Source organism: Rhodoblastus acidophilus (genome assembly GCF_900187365.1).
Classification (GTDB): Bacteria; Pseudomonadota; Alphaproteobacteria; order Rhizobiales; family Beijerinckiaceae; genus Rhodoblastus; species Rhodoblastus acidophilus.
Genome location: NZ_FYDG01000001.1, coordinates 992,733 through 1,013,165 on the forward strand (window position 1 = coordinate 992,733; position 20,433 = coordinate 1,013,165).

14 protein-coding genes and 1 tRNA gene are annotated in these 20,433 nt (G+C 68.5%); 7 read left to right on the forward strand and 8 right to left on the reverse strand.

Annotated elements, in window-relative coordinates:
- Nucleotides 1–199 precede the first annotated feature (199 nt).
- Nucleotides 200–1,069 (reverse strand): SDR family oxidoreductase, encoded by an 870-nt coding sequence (locus CFB24_RS04240; RefSeq protein WP_088519282.1) that lies wholly within the window; start codon nt 1,067–1,069, stop codon nt 200–202.
- 8 nt (nt 1,070–1,077) lie between these two features.
- Nucleotides 1,078–1,818, reverse strand: a complete 741-nt coding sequence (locus CFB24_RS04245; RefSeq protein WP_088519283.1) for an enoyl-CoA hydratase — start codon at nt 1,816–1,818, stop codon at nt 1,078–1,080.
- A gap of 122 nt (nt 1,819–1,940) precedes the next feature.
- Between CFB24_RS04245 and CFB24_RS04250 the strand changes: the two genes are divergently transcribed.
- The 3 genes from CFB24_RS04250 to CFB24_RS04260 all read left to right on the forward strand — a co-directional run bounded on the left by CFB24_RS04250 (nt 1,941) and on the right by CFB24_RS04260 (nt 5,186).
- Nucleotides 1,941–2,909 carry an L-threonylcarbamoyladenylate synthase gene (locus tag CFB24_RS04250; RefSeq protein WP_088519284.1) on the forward strand — a complete coding sequence of 323 codons (969 nt, stop codon included), beginning with the start codon at nt 1,941–1,943 and terminating at the stop codon, nt 2,907–2,909.
- A gap of 30 nt (nt 2,910–2,939) precedes the next feature.
- A complete protein-coding gene (locus CFB24_RS04255; RefSeq protein ID WP_088519285.1) occupies nt 2,940–3,836 on the forward strand; it encodes a LysR family transcriptional regulator in 897 nt (298 codons plus the stop codon).
- A gap of 129 nt (nt 3,837–3,965) precedes the next feature.
- A complete protein-coding gene (locus CFB24_RS04260; RefSeq protein WP_088519286.1) occupies nt 3,966–5,186 on the forward strand; it encodes an HNH endonuclease in 1,221 nt (406 codons plus the stop codon).
- A 168-nt stretch (nt 5,187–5,354) separates the two neighbouring features.
- On the opposite strand, the gene CFB24_RS04265 is transcribed toward CFB24_RS04260, so the two are convergent.
- The 3 genes from CFB24_RS04265 to CFB24_RS04275 form a co-directional block, all read right to left on the reverse strand.
- Nucleotides 5,355–7,889 carry a sensor domain-containing protein gene (locus CFB24_RS04265; protein ID WP_158255194.1) on the reverse strand — a complete coding sequence of 845 codons (2,535 nt, stop codon included), beginning with the start codon at nt 7,887–7,889 and terminating at the stop codon, nt 5,355–5,357.
- 137 nt (nt 7,890–8,026) lie between these two features.
- Nucleotides 8,027–9,136, reverse strand: a complete 1,110-nt coding sequence (locus CFB24_RS04270) for an NADH:flavin oxidoreductase/NADH oxidase (protein WP_088519288.1) — start codon at nt 9,134–9,136, stop codon at nt 8,027–8,029.
- Nucleotides 9,137–9,153: 17 nt separating this feature from the next.
- Nucleotides 9,154–10,554 carry a class II fumarate hydratase gene (locus tag CFB24_RS04275; RefSeq protein WP_088519289.1) on the reverse strand — a complete coding sequence of 467 codons (1,401 nt, stop codon included), beginning with the start codon at nt 10,552–10,554 and terminating at the stop codon, nt 9,154–9,156.
- A 278-nt stretch (nt 10,555–10,832) separates the two neighbouring features.
- Here CFB24_RS04275 and CFB24_RS23555 point away from each other — a divergent pair, with 278 nt between their 5' ends.
- Entirely contained in the window at nt 10,833–11,114 is a 282-nt protein-coding gene (locus CFB24_RS23555) for a helix-turn-helix transcriptional regulator (protein ID WP_275936870.1), read from the forward strand.
- Between the two features lie 192 nt (nt 11,115–11,306).
- On the opposite strand, the gene CFB24_RS04285 is transcribed toward CFB24_RS23555, so the two are convergent.
- A tRNA-Thr gene (locus tag CFB24_RS04285) sits at nt 11,307–11,381 on the reverse strand.
- Between the two features lie 171 nt (nt 11,382–11,552).
- Between CFB24_RS04285 and CFB24_RS22990 the strand changes: the two genes are divergently transcribed.
- On the forward strand, nt 11,553–11,726 hold the full coding sequence (locus tag CFB24_RS22990; RefSeq protein ID WP_158255195.1) for a hypothetical protein: 174 nt from the start codon (nt 11,553–11,555) through the stop codon (nt 11,724–11,726).
- Between the two features lie 56 nt (nt 11,727–11,782).
- Nucleotides 11,783–13,078, forward strand: coding sequence for a UDP-N-acetylglucosamine 1-carboxyvinyltransferase (gene murA / locus CFB24_RS04295; RefSeq protein ID WP_088519292.1), 1,296 nt, complete (start codon nt 11,783–11,785; stop codon nt 13,076–13,078).
- 64 nt (nt 13,079–13,142) lie between these two features.
- On the opposite strand, the gene CFB24_RS04300 is transcribed toward murA, so the two are convergent.
- Complete coding sequence (locus tag CFB24_RS04300) at nt 13,143–18,146, reverse strand: SEL1-like repeat protein (protein WP_088519293.1); 5,004 nt, start codon at nt 18,144–18,146, stop codon at nt 13,143–13,145.
- Between the two features lie 254 nt (nt 18,147–18,400).
- On the opposite strand from CFB24_RS04300, the gene CFB24_RS04305 reads away from it, so the two are divergent.
- Nucleotides 18,401–18,820, forward strand: coding sequence for a MerR family transcriptional regulator (locus tag CFB24_RS04305; protein WP_088519294.1), 420 nt, complete (start codon nt 18,401–18,403; stop codon nt 18,818–18,820).
- Nucleotides 18,821–18,978: 158 nt separating this feature from the next.
- Here the strand turns inward: CFB24_RS04305 and CFB24_RS04310 are convergent, their stop codons facing one another.
- Nucleotides 18,979–20,424 (reverse strand): glycosyltransferase family protein, encoded by a 1,446-nt coding sequence (locus tag CFB24_RS04310; protein WP_141098347.1) that lies wholly within the window; start codon nt 20,422–20,424, stop codon nt 18,979–18,981.
- Nucleotides 20,425–20,433: the final 9 nt, after the last annotated feature.

Here is a 20,433-nt window from a genome sequence, read left to right on the forward strand (position 1 = left end):
AAACGCCGTCTCCCTCTCCCCGCGAGCGGGGAGAGGGTTGGGGTGAGGGGGAGACGCCGATTGAGGCGCGATTCTCAACATCATCAGGAAGACATTGGCTTTCCTGATGACGCGAAAGCCAACGCCCCAGCCCCTCACCCTGTCCCTCTCCCCGCTAGCGGGGAGAGGGGACGCGCGTCGCCCGCGCGCAAAACGCCCGTCACCCCACAGGCTTCAAGCTCACCCCCTCGGGAACGGGCGTATAGTCCGGCACGAAAAAATCCGGCGCGAGCGGCGAGGCCGGGTCCATGCGATAGGCGTCGAAATCGGTCACGCCGCGCGAGGCCAGCAGCACGTCGTCGATGAAGAACTGGCCGGTGGTCTCCCAGCTGGGCGAAACGAAGATCGCATGGGCCGCGTCGCCCATGATCTCCGGCTTGCGCGAGGCGCGCATCAGTTGCGCGCCGCCGAGCAGATTGTTGACCGCCGCCGTGGCGATGGTGGTGCGCGGCCATAGCGCGTTCACGGCGATTCCCCTGCCCCGCAACTCGCCGGCGAGGCCGAGCACGGCGAGGCTCATGCCGAATTTGGCCATGGAATAGGCGGTGTGCGCCGCGAACCACTTCTCCTTCATGTCGAGCGGCGGCGACAGCATGAGAATGTGCGGGTTTTCGGCCTTTTCCAGATAGGGGACGGCGAGCTTGGCGGTCATGTAGGAGCCGCGCGCGTTGATCTGGTGCATGAGGTCGAACCGCTTCATGTCGATGGTCTGGCTGTCGCCCAGAGCGATCGCCGAAGCGTTGTTGACGACAATGTCGAGGCCGCCGAACGTTTCGGCCGTCCGCGCCAAGGCGGCGGCCACCTGCGCCTCGTCGCGCACGTCCACGGCCAGCGGCAGCGCCTTGCCGCCGGCGGCCTCGATCTCCTGCGCGGCGGAAAAAATCGTGCCCGGCAGTTTGGGATGCGGCTCGGTGGTTTTGGCGGCGATGGCGACATTGGCGCCGTCGCGCGCGGCCCGCAGCGCGATGGCGAGGCCGATGCCGCGCGAGGCCCCGGTGATGAACAGGGTTTTGTTCGCAAGAGAGGTCATGGGAAATCCTATTTGCTCTTGGCGAGGAAGGCGGCGAAAATCGCCTGCGTCTGCGGCGAATGCAGCGCGCTCATGAAGGCGGAGAATTCCTCCTCCATATGCGCGGCCAGTTCGGACGGATCTCCGCGCAACAGCCGCCGCGACTCCATCAACGCGGCGCGCGGCTTGGCCGCCAGCTTGCGCGTTTTTTCGCGCGCGAAAGCCGGGAGATCGGGCGCGGCGACCACGGCGTTGACCAGACCGGCGTCCTTGGCCTCCTGAGCGTCGAACGATTCGGCCAGCAGCAGCCACGCGCTGGCGCGGGCCAGGCCGACGCGGCGCGGCAGCAGCAGCGACGATCCGGCTTCCGGCGGCAGGCCAAGATCGACGAAGGGCAGCGAAAACCGCGCCTCGGGCGAAGCGTAAACCAGATCGCAATGCAGCAGCAGCGTGCAGCCCACGCCGACAGCCAGCCCATCCACCGCCGCCACCAGCGGCTTGGGAAACGTGGCGAGCTTGCGCACGAAATCGGCGGCGGCCAGCCCGCGCCCGGTCTGCACGGCGGCGATGAAATCGCCAATGTCGTTGCCAGCGGAGAACACCCCGCCCTCGCCCCGGATCAACACCGCCCCGACGGACTCATCGGCTTCGGCGCGCGAAAGCCCCTCGACCAGAGCCTGATACATGGCTTCGGTCAGCGCGTTTTTCTTGGCGGGACGGTTGAGGGTCAGCTCCAGCACGCCCGCGTCACAGGATGTTTCGACGTCCATGTCCTCCCCCCTGCTTGTCAGCAGCCCGGTCCGATGTAATTTGCGCCATCTTTGTTCGCCGGGATATTGGTTCATAGTTGAACTATTTCGGCCGATCCGTCAAGGAACGCTTGGGATAAGCCATGACACAGCCAACAACGCTGCGGCTCGCCGCCGATGCGGCGGGCGCGGCGCGCGCCGCCGAAATCCTGCGGGCGGGCGGGCTCGTCGCCTTCCCGACCGAGACGGTTTACGGCCTCGGCGCCGACGCCGCCAATCCGCGCGCGGTCACAGGCATTTACGAGGCCAAGGGGCGGCCGCGCTTCAACCCGCTGATCGCCCATGTCGCGAGCGTCGAGCAGGCGCGGCGCGAGGGCGTGTTTTCGCGGCAGGCGGAACAGCTGGCGGAAGCGTTCTGGCCGGGGCCGCTCACCCTGGTGCTGCCGCTGGCGGCGACGTCGAGCGTGTGCGACCTCGCCCGCGCCGGCCTGCCCAGCCTCGGCCTGCGCCTGCCCGCGCAATCTTTCGCGCGCGACATCATCGCCGCCGCCGGCAGGCCCATCGCGGCGCCCTCGGCCAATCGCTCCGGCCATGTCAGCCCGGCCAATGCGGATCATGTGCTGGCCGATCTCGCCGGGCGCATCGACGCGGTAGTGGACGACGGCGCCTGCGCGGTGGGCGTCGAATCGACCATTGTCGCGCTGCTCGATGAAACCCCGCGCCTGCTGCGTCCCGGCGGACTCGCCCGCGAAAAGATCGAGGCGATTCTCGGCGTCGCCCTCGCCGGGGCGCCGTCGCAACAGAACCGGCCAATGGCGCCGGGCCTGCTCGCCTCGCATTACGCGCCGGCGGCCGGCGTGCGCCTCAATGCGGAAACGTTGCAGCCCGGAGAGGCCGGGCTGGATTTCGGCGGACGTTTTTCCGGCCCCGCGCCGATTTTCGACCTGTCGCCCTCGGGCGATCTCGCCGAAGCCGCCGCCAATCTTTTCAGCGGCTTGCGGACGCTCGACGCCAGCGGCGCGCGGCGAATCGCGGTGGCGCCGATTCCCGGCTCCGGCCTGGGCGAGGCGATCAACGACCGTCTCGCCCGCGCCGCCGCGCCGCGCCCTTGAAAACTGTCTAAATATCCTTACGCTGCGGCCATGAACCAGATTTCTTGGGACGATTTCCGGCTCGTGAGGGGCATCGCCGAATCCGGCTCCCTGGTGGGAGCGGCGGCGGCCCTGAACCTGAACCACTCGACGGTGTTCCGCCGGCTTGGCGCGCTTGAGGCGGCCATCGGCGCGAAACTGTTCGAGCGCTCGCGCAATGGCTATTCCGCCACCGCCGCCGGGCAGGAAATGATCGCGCTGGCCGAGCGCATGGGCCGCGACGTCACCGATTTCGAGCGCCGCATCGCCGGCCGCGACGAAAAACCGTCCGGTTTGCTGCGCGTCACCACCAACGACGCCCTGTTCAGCTATCTGCTCGCCCCGGTGCTGGCCAGCTTCCGCAAGGCGTATCCCGACATTCATCTCGACGTGCTCGTGATGAACCAGCCGCTCAACCTGTCGCGCCGCGACGCCGACATCGCCGTGCGCTCGACCTACGCCCCGCCCGAAACCCTGGTCGGGCGGCGGATCGGCGCCTCGGTGTGGGGCCGCTATGTCGCCCGCGCGCTGTACAAGCCGGATGTCGACCCCGCCGACGAGGGCCACGCCTATATCGGCTTCAACGAACATTTCGGCGGCGTCGAAGTGCTGGACTGGATCGAAAAGAGCATCCCGCGCAACCGCATCGCCATGCGCGCCAACACCGTGGTCGGCCTCGCCCGCTGCATCGGCGAGGGGTTGGGAATCGGCTTCCTGCCGCGATTCGTCGGCGACCAGCATTCGGACATCGTGTGCCTGGACGAGCCGATGAACGGACGCGGCGCCGATCTCTGGCTGCTGACCCACCCCGACCTGCGCCACGCCGCCCGCGTGCGCGCCTTCATGGATCACGCCGGCGCGCAACTCAGCAAGCGCAAGACGCTGCTGAGCGGGGGTAAGGCGGAGTGAGCGGGGACGGTCGGGCCGTGCGCCGCTGAAGGAGCGGCGGGGACGACCGAGATCGGCGAAGATGCGCCAGTAACTTGCTTGCCAGCTTTCGACACACTACCTTTATCTGGACATGAGCCACGGCGACGCATGCAACCGATTTGCGCCATTTGCGGGCAGAAGATCGCGCCTGCCGAAGACTCCGAGGAACACATTCTCCCTGGCGCGATCGGCGGGCGCCAGACAGTTCGCGGTTTACTGCACGATGTCTGCAATCACCGCTCGGGCCAGACCTGGGATGCGGCGCTTGAAAAGCAGTTGCGGCCGCTAGCCCTCCACTTCGGCGTAAAGCGCCAACGCGGACGGACCCTGCGCATGGCGATCACCACCACCGCAGGAGAGAACTTTCTATTAAACTCCGGCGGCCAGCTGGAAATGTCCCGCCCGGAGATCAAGCGCACGCCGACCCCGAACGGAGAAACCATCCAGGTCAAGGCCGGGTCGATCGCCGTGGTGCGCGAAGTGCTCGAAAGTATAAAGCGCAAATATCCCAAGGTGGACGTGGAGTCGGCCTTGGCCGGCGCCGAGGTCCAACGGACCTACGCACAGGGCGTCGTGAAGATTGATCTCGAATTCGGCGGTCCAGTGTCCGGTCGATCCCTCGTGAAAAGCGCCTTGGCGCTGGCGCACGATGCCAGCCTTCCTATCGACAGATGCGGCGATGCCCTGGCCTACTTACGCGAAGTCGATGCCGAACCCTGTTTCGGCTACTATTATGCAGATGACCTGATCGACTGCCGGCCGCCGGCGACGCCACTGCATTGCGTCGCCATCGACGCCAACCCCAGTACCGGCTTGATCCTGGGTTACGTGGAATATTTCGGCATCCACCGCGCCGTGGTCTGCCTTGGCCGTGGCTATGCCGGCAAACGCATGAAGGCCAGCTACGCCCTCGATCCTCGCACCGGCGATACCTTGGATGTCGCGGTGCGCCTCGACTTCGGCGCCGCAGATGTTCGAGATATTTATGACTACAAGCGCGACGATATCGAGAAGCGACAAGAGGCGTTTGGCGCCGTCTTTGGTCCGGCCTTGAGCGCTCACCGCAGCGCCGAACGTGATCGGGTGGCCCGCGACAGCCTGAACTTCGCCTGGGCCAACTGCGGCGGAGTGCCGGATCAGCCGCTTACCGCTGAGCACCTCGCAAGGTTGAAGGAATTGTTCGCAGACCGGGCGACGCCCTGGTGGAAGCACGTCACCGGCCTCGACGAGCCGGCGGCGCGCCAATTGGCTCTCATCCACATCAGCCAGGTACTGGCCGCGACGCTGGACGTACTCCCGGTGGAACCCCGCAACGACGAGCGCCACTGAGTCCCGCGCCACTACATCTTGTTCTTTCAGAATACAGGTTCAAATTGCCTACAACGACTGTTGACAGCGCTGCGGCAGTCATTGCGAAAAACGCTTGTTAGACTCCTTCGGATAAACATGGGACGGTCGCGAGCCTCGTTGGAATCGACGGCAATGAGCCGACAGCTTCTACTCCGCCGCCTGCGGCAGGGTCGCGCAATAGCCGAGCTGCGCGATCAGGGCGGGCACCTCCTCGGCCATGCAGGGCCGGCCGAACAGATAGCCCTGCGCCTCCTGGCAGCCGCGCCGGCGCAGCGCCTCGAACTGGCTTTCGGTCTCCACCCCCTCCGCCGTGGCGCACATGTCCAGCCCGCTGCACAGATTGGTGACCGCCGTGATGATGGCGTCGCTCTTGCGCGACTGCTCCAGCCCGCGCGTGAAGGCGCGGTCGATCTTCACCTTGTCGAACGGAAAACTCTGCAACGACGACAGCGAGGAATAGCCGGCGCCGAAATCGTCCATGGAGATGCGCAAACCGAGTTTTTTCAGGTCGCGCAGAACGCCCAGCGTCGTGTCGGAGTTCTGCAACACCGCCGTCTCCGTGATCTCGATCTCCAGCCGTTCCGGCGCGAGGCCGCTCATCACCAGCGCCATTTCCACGGTTTCGAGCAATTTGCGGCCGGCGAACTGCACCGGCGAAATATTCACGGAGACGCCGATCGGCTCCGGCCATTGCGCGGCGCGGGCGCAGGCCTCGCGCAACACCCAGGCGCCGATCGGCGCGATCAGGCCGATTTCCTCGGCCAGCGGAATGAAGGCGTCGGGCGAGATCAGCCCGCGCTCGTGGTGGCGCCAGCGGATCAGCGCCTCAAAACTGCGGATGCGCCGCGTCGCCGTGTCGACGATCGGCTGGTAGTGCAATTCGAATTCGTCACGCTCCAGCGCCTGGCGCAGATCCACTTCGACGGCGCGGCGCATCTGCATGCGCGCGTTCATCTCCGGCTCGAACCAGCGCCAGCCGCCGCGCCCGTCGGCCTTGGCGCGATAGAGCGCCATGTCGGCGGCCTTGAACAGATCCTCGTATTGCGCGCCATCCTCGGGCGCGATGGCGATGCCCACGCTCACCCCCACCACGAGTTGATGCCCGTCGATGGCGTAGGGCTCGGACACCCGCTCGATCAGCCGACGCGCCAGCACGACCGAATCGTTCGGCGTGATCAGGCCGGTCTGAATGATGGCGAATTCGTCGCCGCCGAGCCGCGCCAGCGTGTCGGTGTCGCGCAATTGCGCGCGCAGCCGCTGCGCCACATCGACCAGCAGGCTGTCGCCGACCGGATGGCCCAGCGTGTCGTTGACCTCCTTGAAGCGGTCGAGATCGAGACAGAGCAGCGCGAATTTCTCGCCGCGCCGCGCGCGGGCCAGCGCGTGGTCCATGCGGTCGCGGAACAGCACGCGGTTGGGCAGGTTGGTCAGCGCGTCGTGGCGGGCGGCGTGGGCGAGTTGCTGCTCGGCCTCGATGCGCTCGCTGACGTCGATCACGACGCCGGTCGCGCTCACCGGCCGTCCCTGCCCGTCAAAAGCGTGAGCGGAGCGGACCTCCATGTGGCGAATCTGGCCGCCCGGCGTGCGGCGATAACGATAATGCGACGAGAATTCCGGCTCTCGACGCCTCAGGGTCCGCTCGATCTCGTCCATCATCCGGGCGGCGTCCTCCGGCAGCAGGGTGGCCAGCCAGTCCTCGGTGGAAATCGGCCCTTCCATCGGCAACCCGTGCAAGGCGCGGGTTTCCCCCGCGCAATGGATGGCGCCGCCGGGGATGTCGCGGCGAAAGGCGCCGATGCCGCCCGCCATCATGCCAAGCCGTCGCAGCGTCTCGCTTTGGCGCAAGTTATCCTCGACGATCTTCTGCTCGGTCGTGTCCATCACGACGCCGACGGAGCGAACCGGCTCGCCCTGCGCGTTGAATTCATAGCGCGCCCGCATTTCAAGATGGCGCTGGACGCCGTCGCTCGGCCGCAGGAAACGGTAGCCGAAGGCGATGTCGGGCGCGCGGGCGGCGACCGCCTGCTCGATCGCCGCGACAATGCGCGGACGGTCTTCCGGATGCAGCGAATTCAGCCAGCTTTGCGTGGAAATTTTCCGCTCGCCCGGCGGGTAGCCGAGCATATCCAGCAATTGCTCGCCACAGACGATCTCCCCGGTGGCGATGTCGCGGGTGAAGCTGCCGATGCGGGCGATCTGCTGGCCCAACAGCAGCAATTCCTCGCTTTCGCGCAGCCGGTCCGCCTTCTCGACGGCGTCGGACACATCTTGCAACACGGCGATGCAGCTGGCGGGACGGCCGACGGCGTCGCGTCGCCACAGCGAGACGCCGAGCCGCACCCAGATGATTTCGCCGTTCGGGCCGATATGCCGGACCGTCGAGTCCCAATGTCCCGTCGATTGCATCGCCACGAGCCATTCGCGGTCGACCCATTGCCGATCCTCGGGATGAACGAGATCGGGCGGCCCCAGCGACATCAGCTCGGCGGCGGACCGGCGCATCATCTCCGCGAAGCGGCGGTTGACCCGGACGAAGCGGAGCGTGGCCAGATCCACTTCGGCGATGCCGGCGGCCGCATTGTCGAACAGGATGCGCAATGCGGCGTCGTTTCCGTCGCCGCGCTCGACCGGCGGCGCCGGCCGGAACATTCTGAGGAGACCACGGAACAGCGACAGGGGCATGCCAGACTCGAGCAGGACGCCGGTTGGGCGGGCGCCGGATGGAGCTTCTGACATGAAGCAGAGACAGGCCGTGATGGCCTGACGGTTGCTTTTGGCATCGTGCCGCCGTTCGCATAACAATCCCTGAAGACTTATGCTTAATCCCCTGGCGGAACGAACAAATCCCGCGCGCCATGCGGCGCGGCGCGCAGATATTGCGGCGGCGCCGCGACCTGTTCGCCGAAATGCGCGGCCGCATGCCAGGGCCAGCGCGGGTCGTAGAGCAGCGCGCGCGCCAGGGCGATCAGATCGGCCGACCCCTCCGAGAGAATCCGCTCGGCCTGATCGAAGTCCGTGATCAGGCCGACCGCGACGACCGGAATCCCGACGGCGGCCTTGACCTTGGCCGCCAACGGAACCTGATAGTTCGGCCCGGCCGGAATCGCCGCCGGCGCGAGGCCGCCGCTCGACACATGAATGGCGGCGCAGCCCCGCCGCTCCAGCGCCTGCGCGAAGGCGCAGGTCTCCTCGATGGTCCAGCCGCCGTCGATCCAGTCCGTGCCGGACACGCGCATGGTCACGGGCTTGCCGGCCGGAAAGGTTTCACGCACGGCGTCGAACACCTCCAGGGGAAACCGCATCCGGTTTTCCAGCGATCCGCCGTAATCGTCGTCGCGCCGGTTGGCGAGCGGCGACAGGAACTGGTGCAGCAGATAGCCATGGGCGCCATGAAGCTGGATGGCGTCGAGGCCCAGGCGCGCGGCGCGGCGGGCCGAGGCGACGAAGGCGTCGCGGATTTGGACCATGCCCTCCGGCGTCAGGGCCAGCGGCGCCGCCTCCGATGCGGCGAGAGGCCGCGCGGAGGGCGCGACCGTCCGCCAGCCTTGGGGCGATTCCGGCGCGATCTGGGCGCCGCCGCGCCAGGGAACTTCGCAGGAAGCTTTGCGGCCGGCATGGGCGAGTTGCACGGCGACGGGAATGTCCGAATGGCGCCGGATCATGTCCAGAACGCGCGCGAAAGCGGATTCGCTCGCGTCGCTGTAAAGGCCGACGTCGGCATAGGTGATGCGGCCCTCCGGCGCGACCGCCGTGGCCTCGATGGTGAGCAGGCCGGCGCCCGAGAAGGCGAGCTGGCCGTAATGGGCGAGGTGCCAGTCGGTCATGCAGCCGCCTTCCGCCGAATACTGGCACATGGGCGCGATGACGATGCGGTTGGACAAGCGCGCGCCTTCCAGCGAAAGCGGCGCGAACAGACGTGTCCTGGTCAAGAGCGTCGTCTCCCTTCTCAATCTCGGCGGTCGGGACCCAGCATCTTACGCGGATCGACCAGACGGTCGAAATCTTCCGCCGAAACAAAGTCGAGCGCAAGCGCGGCCTCGCGCAGGCTGAGATCGTTGGCGGCGGCGTGATGCGCCAGCGTGGAGGCCTTGTCATAGCCGAGGATGGGCACGAGCGCCGTCGCCAGCGCCAGCGACCGCTCGACATTTTCCGCGATGCGCGCCGCGTTGGGGCGCACGCCTTCGACCAGATGCCGGCGGAAGCAGGCGCAGCCGTCGGCCAGCAGCCCGATGGATTGCAGCAGGTTATGGGCGATCAGCGGCTTGTACGCGTTCATCTGCAGCCGCCCGCCCGCGCCGCCCATGCCGATGGCGACATCGTTGGCGCTCACCTGCAGCGCGATCATGGTCAGGGCCTCGACCTGCGTCGGGTTGACCTTGCCGGGCATGATCGAGGAGCCCGGCTCGTTCGCCGGCAGGATCAGCTCGGCGATGCCCGCGCGCGGCCCGCAGGCCAGAAAGCGAATGTCGTCGGCGATTTTCTTGAGCGAACCCGCCAGCACGCGCAGCGCGCCCGACAGCGCGACCAGCGCGTCATGGCTGCCCTGCGCGGCGAATTTATTGGGCGCGACGACAAAAGGATGGCTGGTCAGCGCCACGATCTCCATGGTCGCGGCCTCGGCGAAGCCCGGCGGCGCGTTGACGCCGGTGCCCACGGCGGTCCCGCCGGTCGTCAGCCGGAACGTCCCCTTGAGCGCGTCGCCGATCCGTTCGAGGTTGTCGTCGAGCAAGGCGGCGAAGCCCGACCATTCCTGCCCCAGCGTCAACGGCGTCGCATCCTGCAAATGGGTGCGGCCGATCTTGACGATATCCGCCCAATCGCGCGCGCGGGCGGCGAGCGCGTCGCGCAGCGTCTCCAGCGCCGGGGTGAGACGGCGGGTGACGCCGAGCACGGCTGCGATATGCGTCGCCGCCGGAAACGTGTCGTTGGAGGATTGCGACAGGTTGGCGTGGTCGTTGGGATGAACCGGCGCCTTGCCGCCGAGCGGCGTTCCTGAGGCGCGGCAGCACAGGTTGGAGATGACTTCGTTGACGTTCATGTTGAACTGGGTGCCGCTGCCGCTGATCCAGACCGGCAGCGGAAACTGCGCCGCATGCGCGCCGGACAGGATCTCGTCGCAGGCGGATTCGATCAGCCGGGCGCGCGCTTCGTCGAGCCGCCCGAGCGCCGCATTGGCGCGGGCGCAGGCTTTCTTGAGCAGCGCATAGGCTTCGGTCATTTCCGGCGGAAATTTTTCGCGGCCGATGGCGAAATGCTCCAGCGCCCGCTGGGTTTGCGCGCCCCACAATTGTTCGGCGGGAACGGCGATCTGGCCGAGCGCGTCCTGTTCGATCCGAAATTCAGCCATGGACTGTCCTCCGCATGCGTCATGGGTATGACCGTCAATCGCGCCGCATGTTCCCGCCGGGCGCGCGAAACGCCCTCCCCGCGCCGGAGCGGGGCGCCAGGCCGCCGCGCGCACCTGCGCCGATCATTTCCCTGTTGATAAGCTTTAAATGTTTGTTTAGCTTAGGTCAGCTGGCTCAGCGTCGTCACGCTCGGCGCCACGACCGCAGATCGCATGTCTTAGCCGCGCAACCCAATGTTGGGGCTATCGCAATGTTGAACACATCTGTCATTGATCGAATGATTGGCTCACGCGTTTCGTATCAAAGATCGCGCAGGGGACTGGATCGCGCGGCGCTCGCGCGGCGGATCGGCGTGGCGGAGCAAACGCTGTCGGATTTCGAATCGGGCTTCCGCCGCATCGACCCGTTGATCATGCTGAACATTTGCCACAGCCTGAACGTCGGCGTGGCCTATTTCTTCGAGCCTTGGGCGGTCGGCTGGGATCCTGACGCCCCCAAAGCGCGCGGCGCCCACGCGGCGAGAGCCTCCACCCCCTCGGGATCGCGTTTCAAACATTGACGCGCGGCCTGTCGGCCCCAAACCGCATCGCCGCGCCTCGACCGGCGCGGACGCCGCCCGCGCCCCTCGCCACGCCTGAGTCGTAGCCAAGACGTCCCCATCGCTTGAGAACGTGAGGGCGAGACAATGCACACGTAACCCGAGGCTTGCGCGCGGACCCGAAGATATACGGTCTGAACTTTTGAGGTAGAATGGTGCTGCAAGAGAGGATTGAACTCTCGACCTCTCCCTTACCAAGGGAGTGCTCTACCACTGAGCTACTGCAGCTTGCTTGTCCGGCGACGCCGTGGCGTTCCGAAGTGGGCGGTTTCTGCCACAGCAAAAGCCCGATGGCAAGCGCCCCGTTCGCTTTTCTTGCATTTCCTTGATCCGGACTGGACGGCCGCGCCCCGCGCTTCTATGAAACACAGGCTTTTCCGGCCAATGAAGCCAACCGCCATGTCCACGACCGACACCCCCGCGCCCGCATCCGCCCCCGCCGACCGCAAGGCCGCCGAAAAACAGCGACTCGCCGAAGCCCTCCGCGAAAACCTCAAGCGCCGCAAGGCGCAGGCGCGCGGCCGCGCCCGGCCCGGCGGAAATTCTGGCCCTGCCGGCGATTCGGGGCTATAGAGCCTGCCCTGACGCATAAGTTTGAGGCGCTATCGGAGCGCGAGAAGCGAGGACGGATGGATCGCATACGTATTGTCGGCGGCAAGACACTGAACGGGACCATTCCGATTTCCGGCGCCAAAAACGCGGCGCTGCCGCTGATGATCGCCTCGCTGCTCACCGATCGCACCGTCACGCTGGAAAACCTGCCCCGTCTCGCCGACGTCAGCCTGCTGGTCCGCATCCTTTCGAATCAGGGCGTCGATTATTCCATTGACGGGCGCCGCCACGGCGAAGGCCGTGAGGCCGGCCAGACCGTGCACATGACCGCGCGCGAAATCGTCGACACCACCGCCCCCTACGAACTGGTTTCGCGCATGCGCGCCTCGTTCTGGGTGATCGCGCCCCTGCTGGCCCGCAGCGGCCAGGCGCGCGTCTCCCTGCCCGGCGGCTGCGCCATCGGAACCCGTCCGGTCGATCTGCTGCTGATGGCGCTGGAGCGGCTCGGCGGCGAAATCGAGATCGAGGGCGGCTATGCCGTCGCCAAGGCGCCCAAAGGCTTGCGCGGCGCCGAGATCACCTTTCCCAAAGTGACGGTCGGCGGCACCCATGTCGCGCTGATGGCCGCCGCGCTGGCGGAGGGAACCACCGTGCTGCACAATGCGGCGCGCGAACCGGAAGTGGTCGATCTCGCCGAACTGCTCAACAAGATGGGCGCCAAGATCAGCGGCGCCGGCCAGTCCACCATCGAGATCGTCGGCGTCGCCCGGCTCAACGGCGCCAAGCACCGCGTGCTGCCCGACCGCATCGAGGCCGGAACCTATGCGATGGCGGCGGCCATGACCGGCGGCGAGGTGTTTCTCGACGGCGCCCGGGCGCAGGATTTTCAGGCGGCGCTCGACGCGCTGGCGCAATGCGGCGTCCAAATCGAATCGAACGACGAGGGCGTGCGCGTGGCGCGCAATGGCGGGCCGATCCTGCCGCTGGACGTGGCCACCGCGCCCTTCCCCGCCTTCCCCACCGATCTGCAGGCGCAGTTCATGGCGCTGATGACGCGGGCCAAGGGCGTGTCGCGCATCACCGAGACCATTTTCGAAAACCGGTTCATGCACGTGCAGGAACTGGCGCGGTTCGGCGCCCATATCCGGCTGGAGGGCGACAGCGCCATTGTCGAGGGCGTGCCCGCGCTCAAGGGCGCCCCGGTGATGGCGACAGATCTGCGCGCCTCCGCGTCGCTGGTGATCGCGGCGCTCGCCGCCGAGGGCGAGACCATGATCCAGCGCGTCTATCATCTCGATCGCGGTTTCGAGGCGCTGGAGCGCAAGCTCAGCCTGTGCGGCGCCGAGATCGAGCGGATTTCCGTCGGGGGCTGAACGCGGCCCCCGCCACCATGGAAATGCAACGGGCGCCAGATCGGCGCCCGTTTCGTTTCAGCGGTCAAGTCCGCGTCGGAGCCTGCGGCCGCCCCGCCGCGACCGGCGATTCGTTCACCGCGGGGTCGACGGCGCGGGCGCGAAACGCCCCCGCCTGCTTCTTCGCCGTCGCCAATTCGTCGGCGCCGAGCCGCGCGGCCACTTCGTCGCGCTTGCGCGCGGCGTCGGAATCGCCCTGGCTCGCGGCGGCGTTGAACCAGACGTAGGACTGCGCCATGTTCTGGGCGACGCCCATGCCGCGCGCGTAGAGAATGGCCAGGTTGAACTGGCTGTCGCGCACGCCGTATTCGGCGGCGCGGCGGAACCATTGCGCGGCGGCGGCATAGTCGGGCTTGCCTTCCACGCCCTCGGCCTCGATCACGGCGAGGTTGTGCATGGCGCGCACATGACCCTGGTTGGCGGCCTTTTGGTAATAATCGCGCGCCATCCGCACGTCGCGCGGCACGCCCACCCCCTTTTCGAAGATCACGCCCAACCGATATTCGGCCTGCGGCTGGCCTTGGGCGGCGGCCTTTTCGAACCAGAGCCGCGCCGCCACGGCGTCGCGGTCGAAGCCGCGCCCGTCGGCGTAACGCGCGCCCAGATCGAATTGCGCGGCGGCGTCGCCCTTGTCCGCCAGCTCCTTCAGGCTGGCGATTTGCGCGCCGGCCTGGATCGAAGCCATGTCGGCGTTGCGCGGAAGGGTCGTGCCGACGGCGAGCGGGTCGATCAAGGACGCGCCGCGTTGGGGCTTGCCGCCGGCGGGCGGGGCGACGGGCGACGGCGTGACGGGCGCGGCCTGCGCCGGGGCCGGCTCGGGCGCCGCAGCGGGGGCCGAAGCGGGCGCGACAGGCGTGGGCGCGGCCGCCGAAGGCGCCGAAGGCGCAGCTTCGACGGCGACGGGTTTGGCCGGCGCGGCCATCTCCATCGGCGGGGCGTCGGGCGCCATGGCGACGCGAAACAGCTGGACGCCGACCGCGAGCACGGCTGCGGCCCCGGCGATGGCCAGCCCCTTGCGCGCGACGCCGGAGCTTTTTTCGCCCGACGCCAGCGGGCGCATGAACTTTTCCTTCGCCCGTTCGGCCGCGAGGCTCAAGCTCGGGCTCGCGCCCTGCCCTTCAGCCTTGTCGCGCGCGTCGGCCGCCGCGCGGGCGGCCAGCGCCCGGCGCGCGACCTCGATGTAATTGACGCTGGTCTGCTGCGAGCCCGACAGCAGCGCCGCCTCGTCGTCGCGCGAGAGCTTGATCACGGCGGCGCCCTGCTCGTAGGCCCGGTCGGACGCCGCCGACGGGCGCCCGGCGGCGGTGGAAGCGGCGACGGGACGGCCGGCGCCCGGCTCCACCAGGAAGGAATCGGGATCGAAATCCAGCGAATCCGCGCCCCCGTCGAGGCGCGGCGCGGCGGACGCGGCCTCTGTCTTCGGCGCGCGCGGGGCCGCCACAGGCGGCGCGGCTTCGGCCTGCGCGGCGCGCGGCTGCGGCTCGGCCGGCGGCTGCGCCGGCGCCCCGGCGCGGGCCTCGTGAACATCCTCCTCGAGCAGCGCCAGCCGGTCGACGACCTTTTCCAGCGTCTCATGGACCGCCGACAGCGTCTGCTGGGCGCGGCGGTCGGAATGGGCGTGCTTTTCGCGCAATTCGGCGATGTCGCGGGCGGCCTGTTCGGCGCGCGGATCGGCGGCCGGCAATTGCGACAGCGCCTCGCGCAGGGTGTCGCGGGTCACCTCGCGCACGGTTTCGCGGTCCTGCGCGCGCCCCTGGTCGAGCCGCGCCGCAAGATCGGCGAGCGCCTGCTGCAACTGCATCGCGCCATGGGCGGCGCCCAGCTCCAGCCGTTCGCTCACCCGCGCCATCTGGCGCTCCAGCGCTTCGATGGCGCGGGAATCCGCCTGCGGCGCCATGGCGCTTTCGAGCTTTTCGGCCAGCGCCCGCAACAGCGGCTCCAGCCCTTCGGGGGCCTGGGGGCCGCCGCGCGTCTCGACCGCGATGTCGATCCGTTCGGCCAGCGCCTGCTGCATGAAGTCGAGACGGCGCGTCAGCTCATCGAACCGGCTCTCCTCCTGCGCCAGCGGCGCATGATCGGCGGCGCGGTCGATGCGCAGAGCGAGATTGTCGAGGCGCGAGCCGATGTCGCGCCAGTTGGCTTCGTTTTGCGCCAGGCCGGTTTCATGGGCGCGGCTGGCTTCGCTCGACTGGCGCGACAGATCCTGCAGGCGCTCGGTCAGCGCCGCCACCTGCTTCTCCATGCGCTCGACCGGCGCCATGTGCTCCAGCGCCTCGGCGATGGCGCCGCGCAGCGCGTCCGACTGGTCGACGGCCTTGAGATAGTCGCCCCGGTCGGCGCCGTTGCGACGGAGGTCGTCGATCTTGTCCTCCAGCGCGCGCATCTGCCGGACCACGCCGTCGATATTGGCGGAGGCGCCGATTTCGGCCAGCGCCCGGCGCATGTCGGCGGCGAGGGTTTCGATCGGCTCCAGCACGGCGTCGCGCAGGCCTTCGTCGCGCGAACGCTCGAGACGCGCGCCCAGCTCGCGCACCGCGAGATCGAGCGCGGCGATCTGGCTGCGCGGCGCGACATCGTCCAGCGCGCGGCTCATGGCCGCAACCTGCTGGCCCAGCGTCTCGATTTCATCGACGCTGGCGCCCAGCGGCGCGCGCTCCATCAAGGCGCGGGCGTTCTCGACCCGCGCGGTGAGGTCGCGCATGGCCGATCCCAGCTCGAACACCGCGTCGCGCGGGGCGACCTCGCCGAGCGCCGCGTCAATATCCGCCAGCCGGCGGTCCAGCGCCTGAACGTCGGGGGCCTGCTCCAGCACGCGCGCGCTGGCGCGCTCCATCAGGTCGCGCGCCGAATCGACGCGTCCGGCGAGGTCGCGCACGGCGGTTTCCACGCCGACGACCGCCTCGCGCGGCGCCACATCGCCCAGCACGGCGACGACCCCGGCCATCTGCCGTTTCAGCGCCTCGAAATCCGGGGTGAAGTCGATGCGCCGCTCGGCGGCGCGGGCCATGATCTCCCGCGTCGTTTCGATGCGCTCGGCGAGGTCGCGCACGGCGGTTCCGACGCCGTCCACCGCCGCGCGCGGCGCCACATCGCTCAACCGCGCGCCGATTTCGGCCAGACGCTGGTTCAACGCGTCGACATTCGGCGCGGCTTCGAGCTGCCTTTCGCTGGCGCGCGCCATGATCTCGCGCGCCGAATCGACGCGGTTGGACAATTCGCGCATCGCGCTTTCCAGCGCGGCGACGGCGCCGCGCGGCGCCACATCGCCCAGGCTGGCGTCGATCTTGGCCAGTTGCCGACGCAGCGCCTCGAATTCCGGCGCGGCTTCGAGATGGCTCTCGCTGGCGCGCGCCATGATTTCGCGCGCCGAATCGACGCGGCCCGACAAGTCGCGCATCGCGGTCTCGATCCCGGCGACCGCGCCGCGCGGGGCGACGTCGCTCAGGCCGCGCGCGATGTCGGCGAGCTGGCGGCTCAACTCCGGCGAGGCGGCCGCGCCGCGCGTTTCGGCGACGCGCTCCAGCGTCGAGCGGTTGGCGTCGACCCGGCTCGACAGATCGCGCAGGGCGTTTTCCAGCGCCGCGACGGCGCCGCGCGGCGCGAGATCGCCGAGCGAACGGGTGAGGCTGGAAATTTCGCCGCGCAGGCCGGCGACCTCCGTCATCGCCGCGACGGGCTGCGCCGCCGCCAGCGCATCCACGCGCGCGGCGAGGTCGCGCAAGGCCTTCTCGATGGCGGGCGCGACGGTTTCGCGCGGCGCGTCGCGCAAGGCCGAGAAATCGCGCCGCATGTCCTCGATGCGGGCGGACAGCGATTCGATGCCGGTCTGCAGGCGGTCGATGCGGCCGGCGTCGGCTGGCGCGGCGTTCAACTGCGCGATGCTGTCGAGTTTTTGCGCCAGCGCCTCGAAGCGGGCGTCGAGCGCCGCCGTGGGCTGGGACGCCGCGGAAGGTTTGGGCGCGACGGAGGCAATCGCCGCCAGCTGCGGGCGCGCCGAAGCCCGCCCCAGCGCCGACGATTGCGCATGCGCCGACCTGGAATCGAGCGCGCGCTGGTGCGCGGAGATTTCCTCGATGGCGCGCCGCATGTCGGAGACGCGTCCCGGCGCCGGCGAACCCGGCGGGCGGCCGCCAGCGTCTTGGCGGGAAGCAGAACGGTCGAGACGCGCGAGCAGCGCGTCAAACCTTGTTTCCAGCCGGGAGAAATTCTCGTCGCGCTCGGCGGCGGGGGCGGATTCGGCGCGTTCGACGCGGGAGAGGAGATTGGACAATTTACAATCCAGGTTACGCAGGGTTTCTTCGTCGCGCGGCTCGGGCTCGCGCTTGGCGAGATCGTCGAGGCGGGTCTCCAGCCGCCCGAGGGCGCCGCGCAGCGGCTCCACATCGAGGCGGGTCTCGGCGCGCAAGTGCGTCTCCAGCTGGGACAGCCGGCTTTCGACTTGCGCGAGCATTTTGGCGCGTTCGCTCTCGGCGCCGCCGATGCGCTCGGCGACCTGCGCGAGAGCGCGCTCGGCGCGCTCAGCCCGGCTTTCAAAGGCGGCGACGGCCTTTTCCAGCAGCGCCTCGGCGTCAATCGTCTCGTGACGGGCGGCGGTTTCGCGCCCGCCCGACGCCGTCTTTTCGCTCTGACGGCGGTCGCGCGCCGGCCGCGCGCGGACCGCGGCGGCGCGGCGAGGCTCCGGCTCCTCGTCCCAGCGCTCCGGGCGCCAGCCTTCCGGGGCCGGCGGCCGCGCGTCGGCCGCAGCGCGGCCCTCGCCGCCGAGGCGCTGATTCCCGTCGCCGTCGGGCAGGGTCCGGCCGCCGTCGGTTTCCGCCTCGCGGCTCAGCCGCGCCAGTTGCGCCGCCACCGCCTCCAGACGTTCGTCGGCGTTGAAATCCTCGCCGTCCGCCCCGGTCTCGACGGCATGTTCGGCGATGGCGCGATTCAACCATTCGCCGAGCGAGAGCCCGTCCCGGCGCGCGGCCTCCTTCGCCGCTTCGCGGGCGTCGAAATCGACCCCTTTTATGCTCCAGGGCGCCGCCTTGCTCATCCTACAGACCTGATTTCTCCGGAAATCCGGGACGCTTTGGGAGGACGCGGCGAGGCCCGGCGACTCACGTTGCGTCACCCATCCACATCCCTCGTGCGCAACTTTCTTCGTTTAGGGTAAACAAGCCGTTAACCCAGTAATTCCGGGAGAATTTGGATTTTGCTTACCAAAGGGGATTGCAACCGGCATAAGCCTACGCTACAACCTTGACGTGTAGCGCGTAGCGATTCGAAAAGAACCAAGAGGACCCGTCAATGAACGCCAGCGCCCTGCTCCATAGTCCAACCTTCGAGGCCGATGCCAACAGCCCGGAAATGCTCACTATTGGCGAGGTTTCGCGCCTCTACGGCGTCACCCTTCGCGCTCTCCGCTTTTACGAGCAGCGCGGCCTTCTGCAGCCGATCCGCCGCGGCGGCGCGCGTTTCTATGATGGCGCCCAGAAGGTGCGTCTGCAGATGATCCTGAAGGGCAAGCATCTCGGCTTCACCCTCACGGAAATCGCCGACCTGCTCGAAGCCGAACAAGAACGCGGTCCCAAGACCGGGGATTTCGCCCTCGACGAGAAGATGGTTCTGTCGCAACTGCGTCATCTTGAAGAACGCCGCGCGGATCTCGACCAGGCGATCGCGGAATTGCGCGCCGTGCATCAGAAACTGGCCAACAACGCCGCCTGAGAGCACAGGATTTCGTGCGCGCGCAATGCGCCCGCCCTGGGGAGGAGCTCATGGGCGGGTTTTTTTGAGTAAAGCAATCATCTGAATTTATTGATTGGCGAATTGTGCGGGCGTCCGGCGCGATCCCTTCCCGGTTGACGCGCGCGGGCGACCGCGATTCAGCGCAAGCGATGCAGAACCCCAAGCGCTTCAAGCCGGGTGCGATAACGGGCGCCGACAATGTCGGGGTCGAACAGGTCGCCGGCCGGCGGCGCAGGCTCCGATCCCAGCCGCGCCACCGCGCGCATCGCCTCGACGGCCGCGGCCGAAACCGGCTCCGCCCACACCTGTCCCTCGCCCCAGGAGTAGGCGCCTACGGGCACGCGCCGCAGCGCCGCGTCCACCAGAAACTGCCGGCCCCTGTCGCGAAAATCGAGATTGCCCGACCATTTGGTCGCCACCACGGAACGACGCAGCAGCAGGGCTTCGGCGATCGGCCGCCCGAACCCCTCGGCGCGGTGCAGCGACACCAGGGCGTCGCAACTGGCGATCAGGCCGAGCACCTCGTCGCGGCTCCATTCCTCATCGACGAAGGCGATGCGCGGGTCGTCCTCGGCGTCGGCCTGCAGCTTGCGCCATGCCTGGGAGGAGCCTCCGGCGCGCATGGCCTTGACGACCAGCCGGACCGAAAAGTCCGTCGTCGGGAAGGCCGCGCGAAAAGCGGCGATGACAGCGCCGGGATTCTTGCGGGCGAAGGACGAATTGCCGTCGAAGAAGCAGACGAAGACGAAGGCGCCTTCGGGCAAGCCATAGGCGGCGCGATCGGGCCGCGCCTGCGCCACCACGGCGGAGGGCATGGCGACGACCGGAACCGGCGCGCGCAATTCGAAGGCGCTGCGCACGAACGAGCTGATCGCCCAGATTTCGTCGGCGAGCAGCATGCAGAAATCGAGCGGCTCCGGCCAGTTGGGCAATTCCCACGGCCAGACGCAAATGGTCCTGCGGCCGCGCCACAGCGCCGAGCCGTTGACGCAGAAATAGCGGAACGTCTCCCAGGCCGACATGAACAGCAGATTGGTGGCGTGCAACGGCGCCGACACGGTCGCGGCGGCGAAGGCGTGCGGCTCGCTGCCGATGTCGCTCCCCACCGGCGCGTCCATCAGCACATGGGGAATGGCGGCGGCGGTCAAGGCCGCCGCGGCGCAGCGCACGTCCTCGCCGACGCCGAGCCGCGCGTGCAGATGGCCGACCACATTGACGCCGCCCGTCGCCGGCGCGGGAGACTCGGCGGGCGGCGGCGCCCCCGCCGCGCCGAGATAGAGGCCGCGCACGTCCGGCCGGGCGAAAGCCTCGCGCAACGCCGCATATTCCTGGACGCCGTGATCGACCTGCCAGGCGAGATAGCGGGTGCGGTCCTCGACCGTTTCGAGATCGAACGCCGCCTGCAGATCGGGCCGCATCAGCCAGATGCCGACGCTGACCGCCAACAGGGGTCTGCGGTCGGTGGAGAGGGAATCGCAAGGCTTGAAGAAAATATCGCGCGGGTTCACGCCCGCGCATAATAGCCGCCGCGCGCACCGGCTCAACTGCAGGCCGATCCGCCAAGGTCCTGTTTCACGCCCCACGCCGCACAC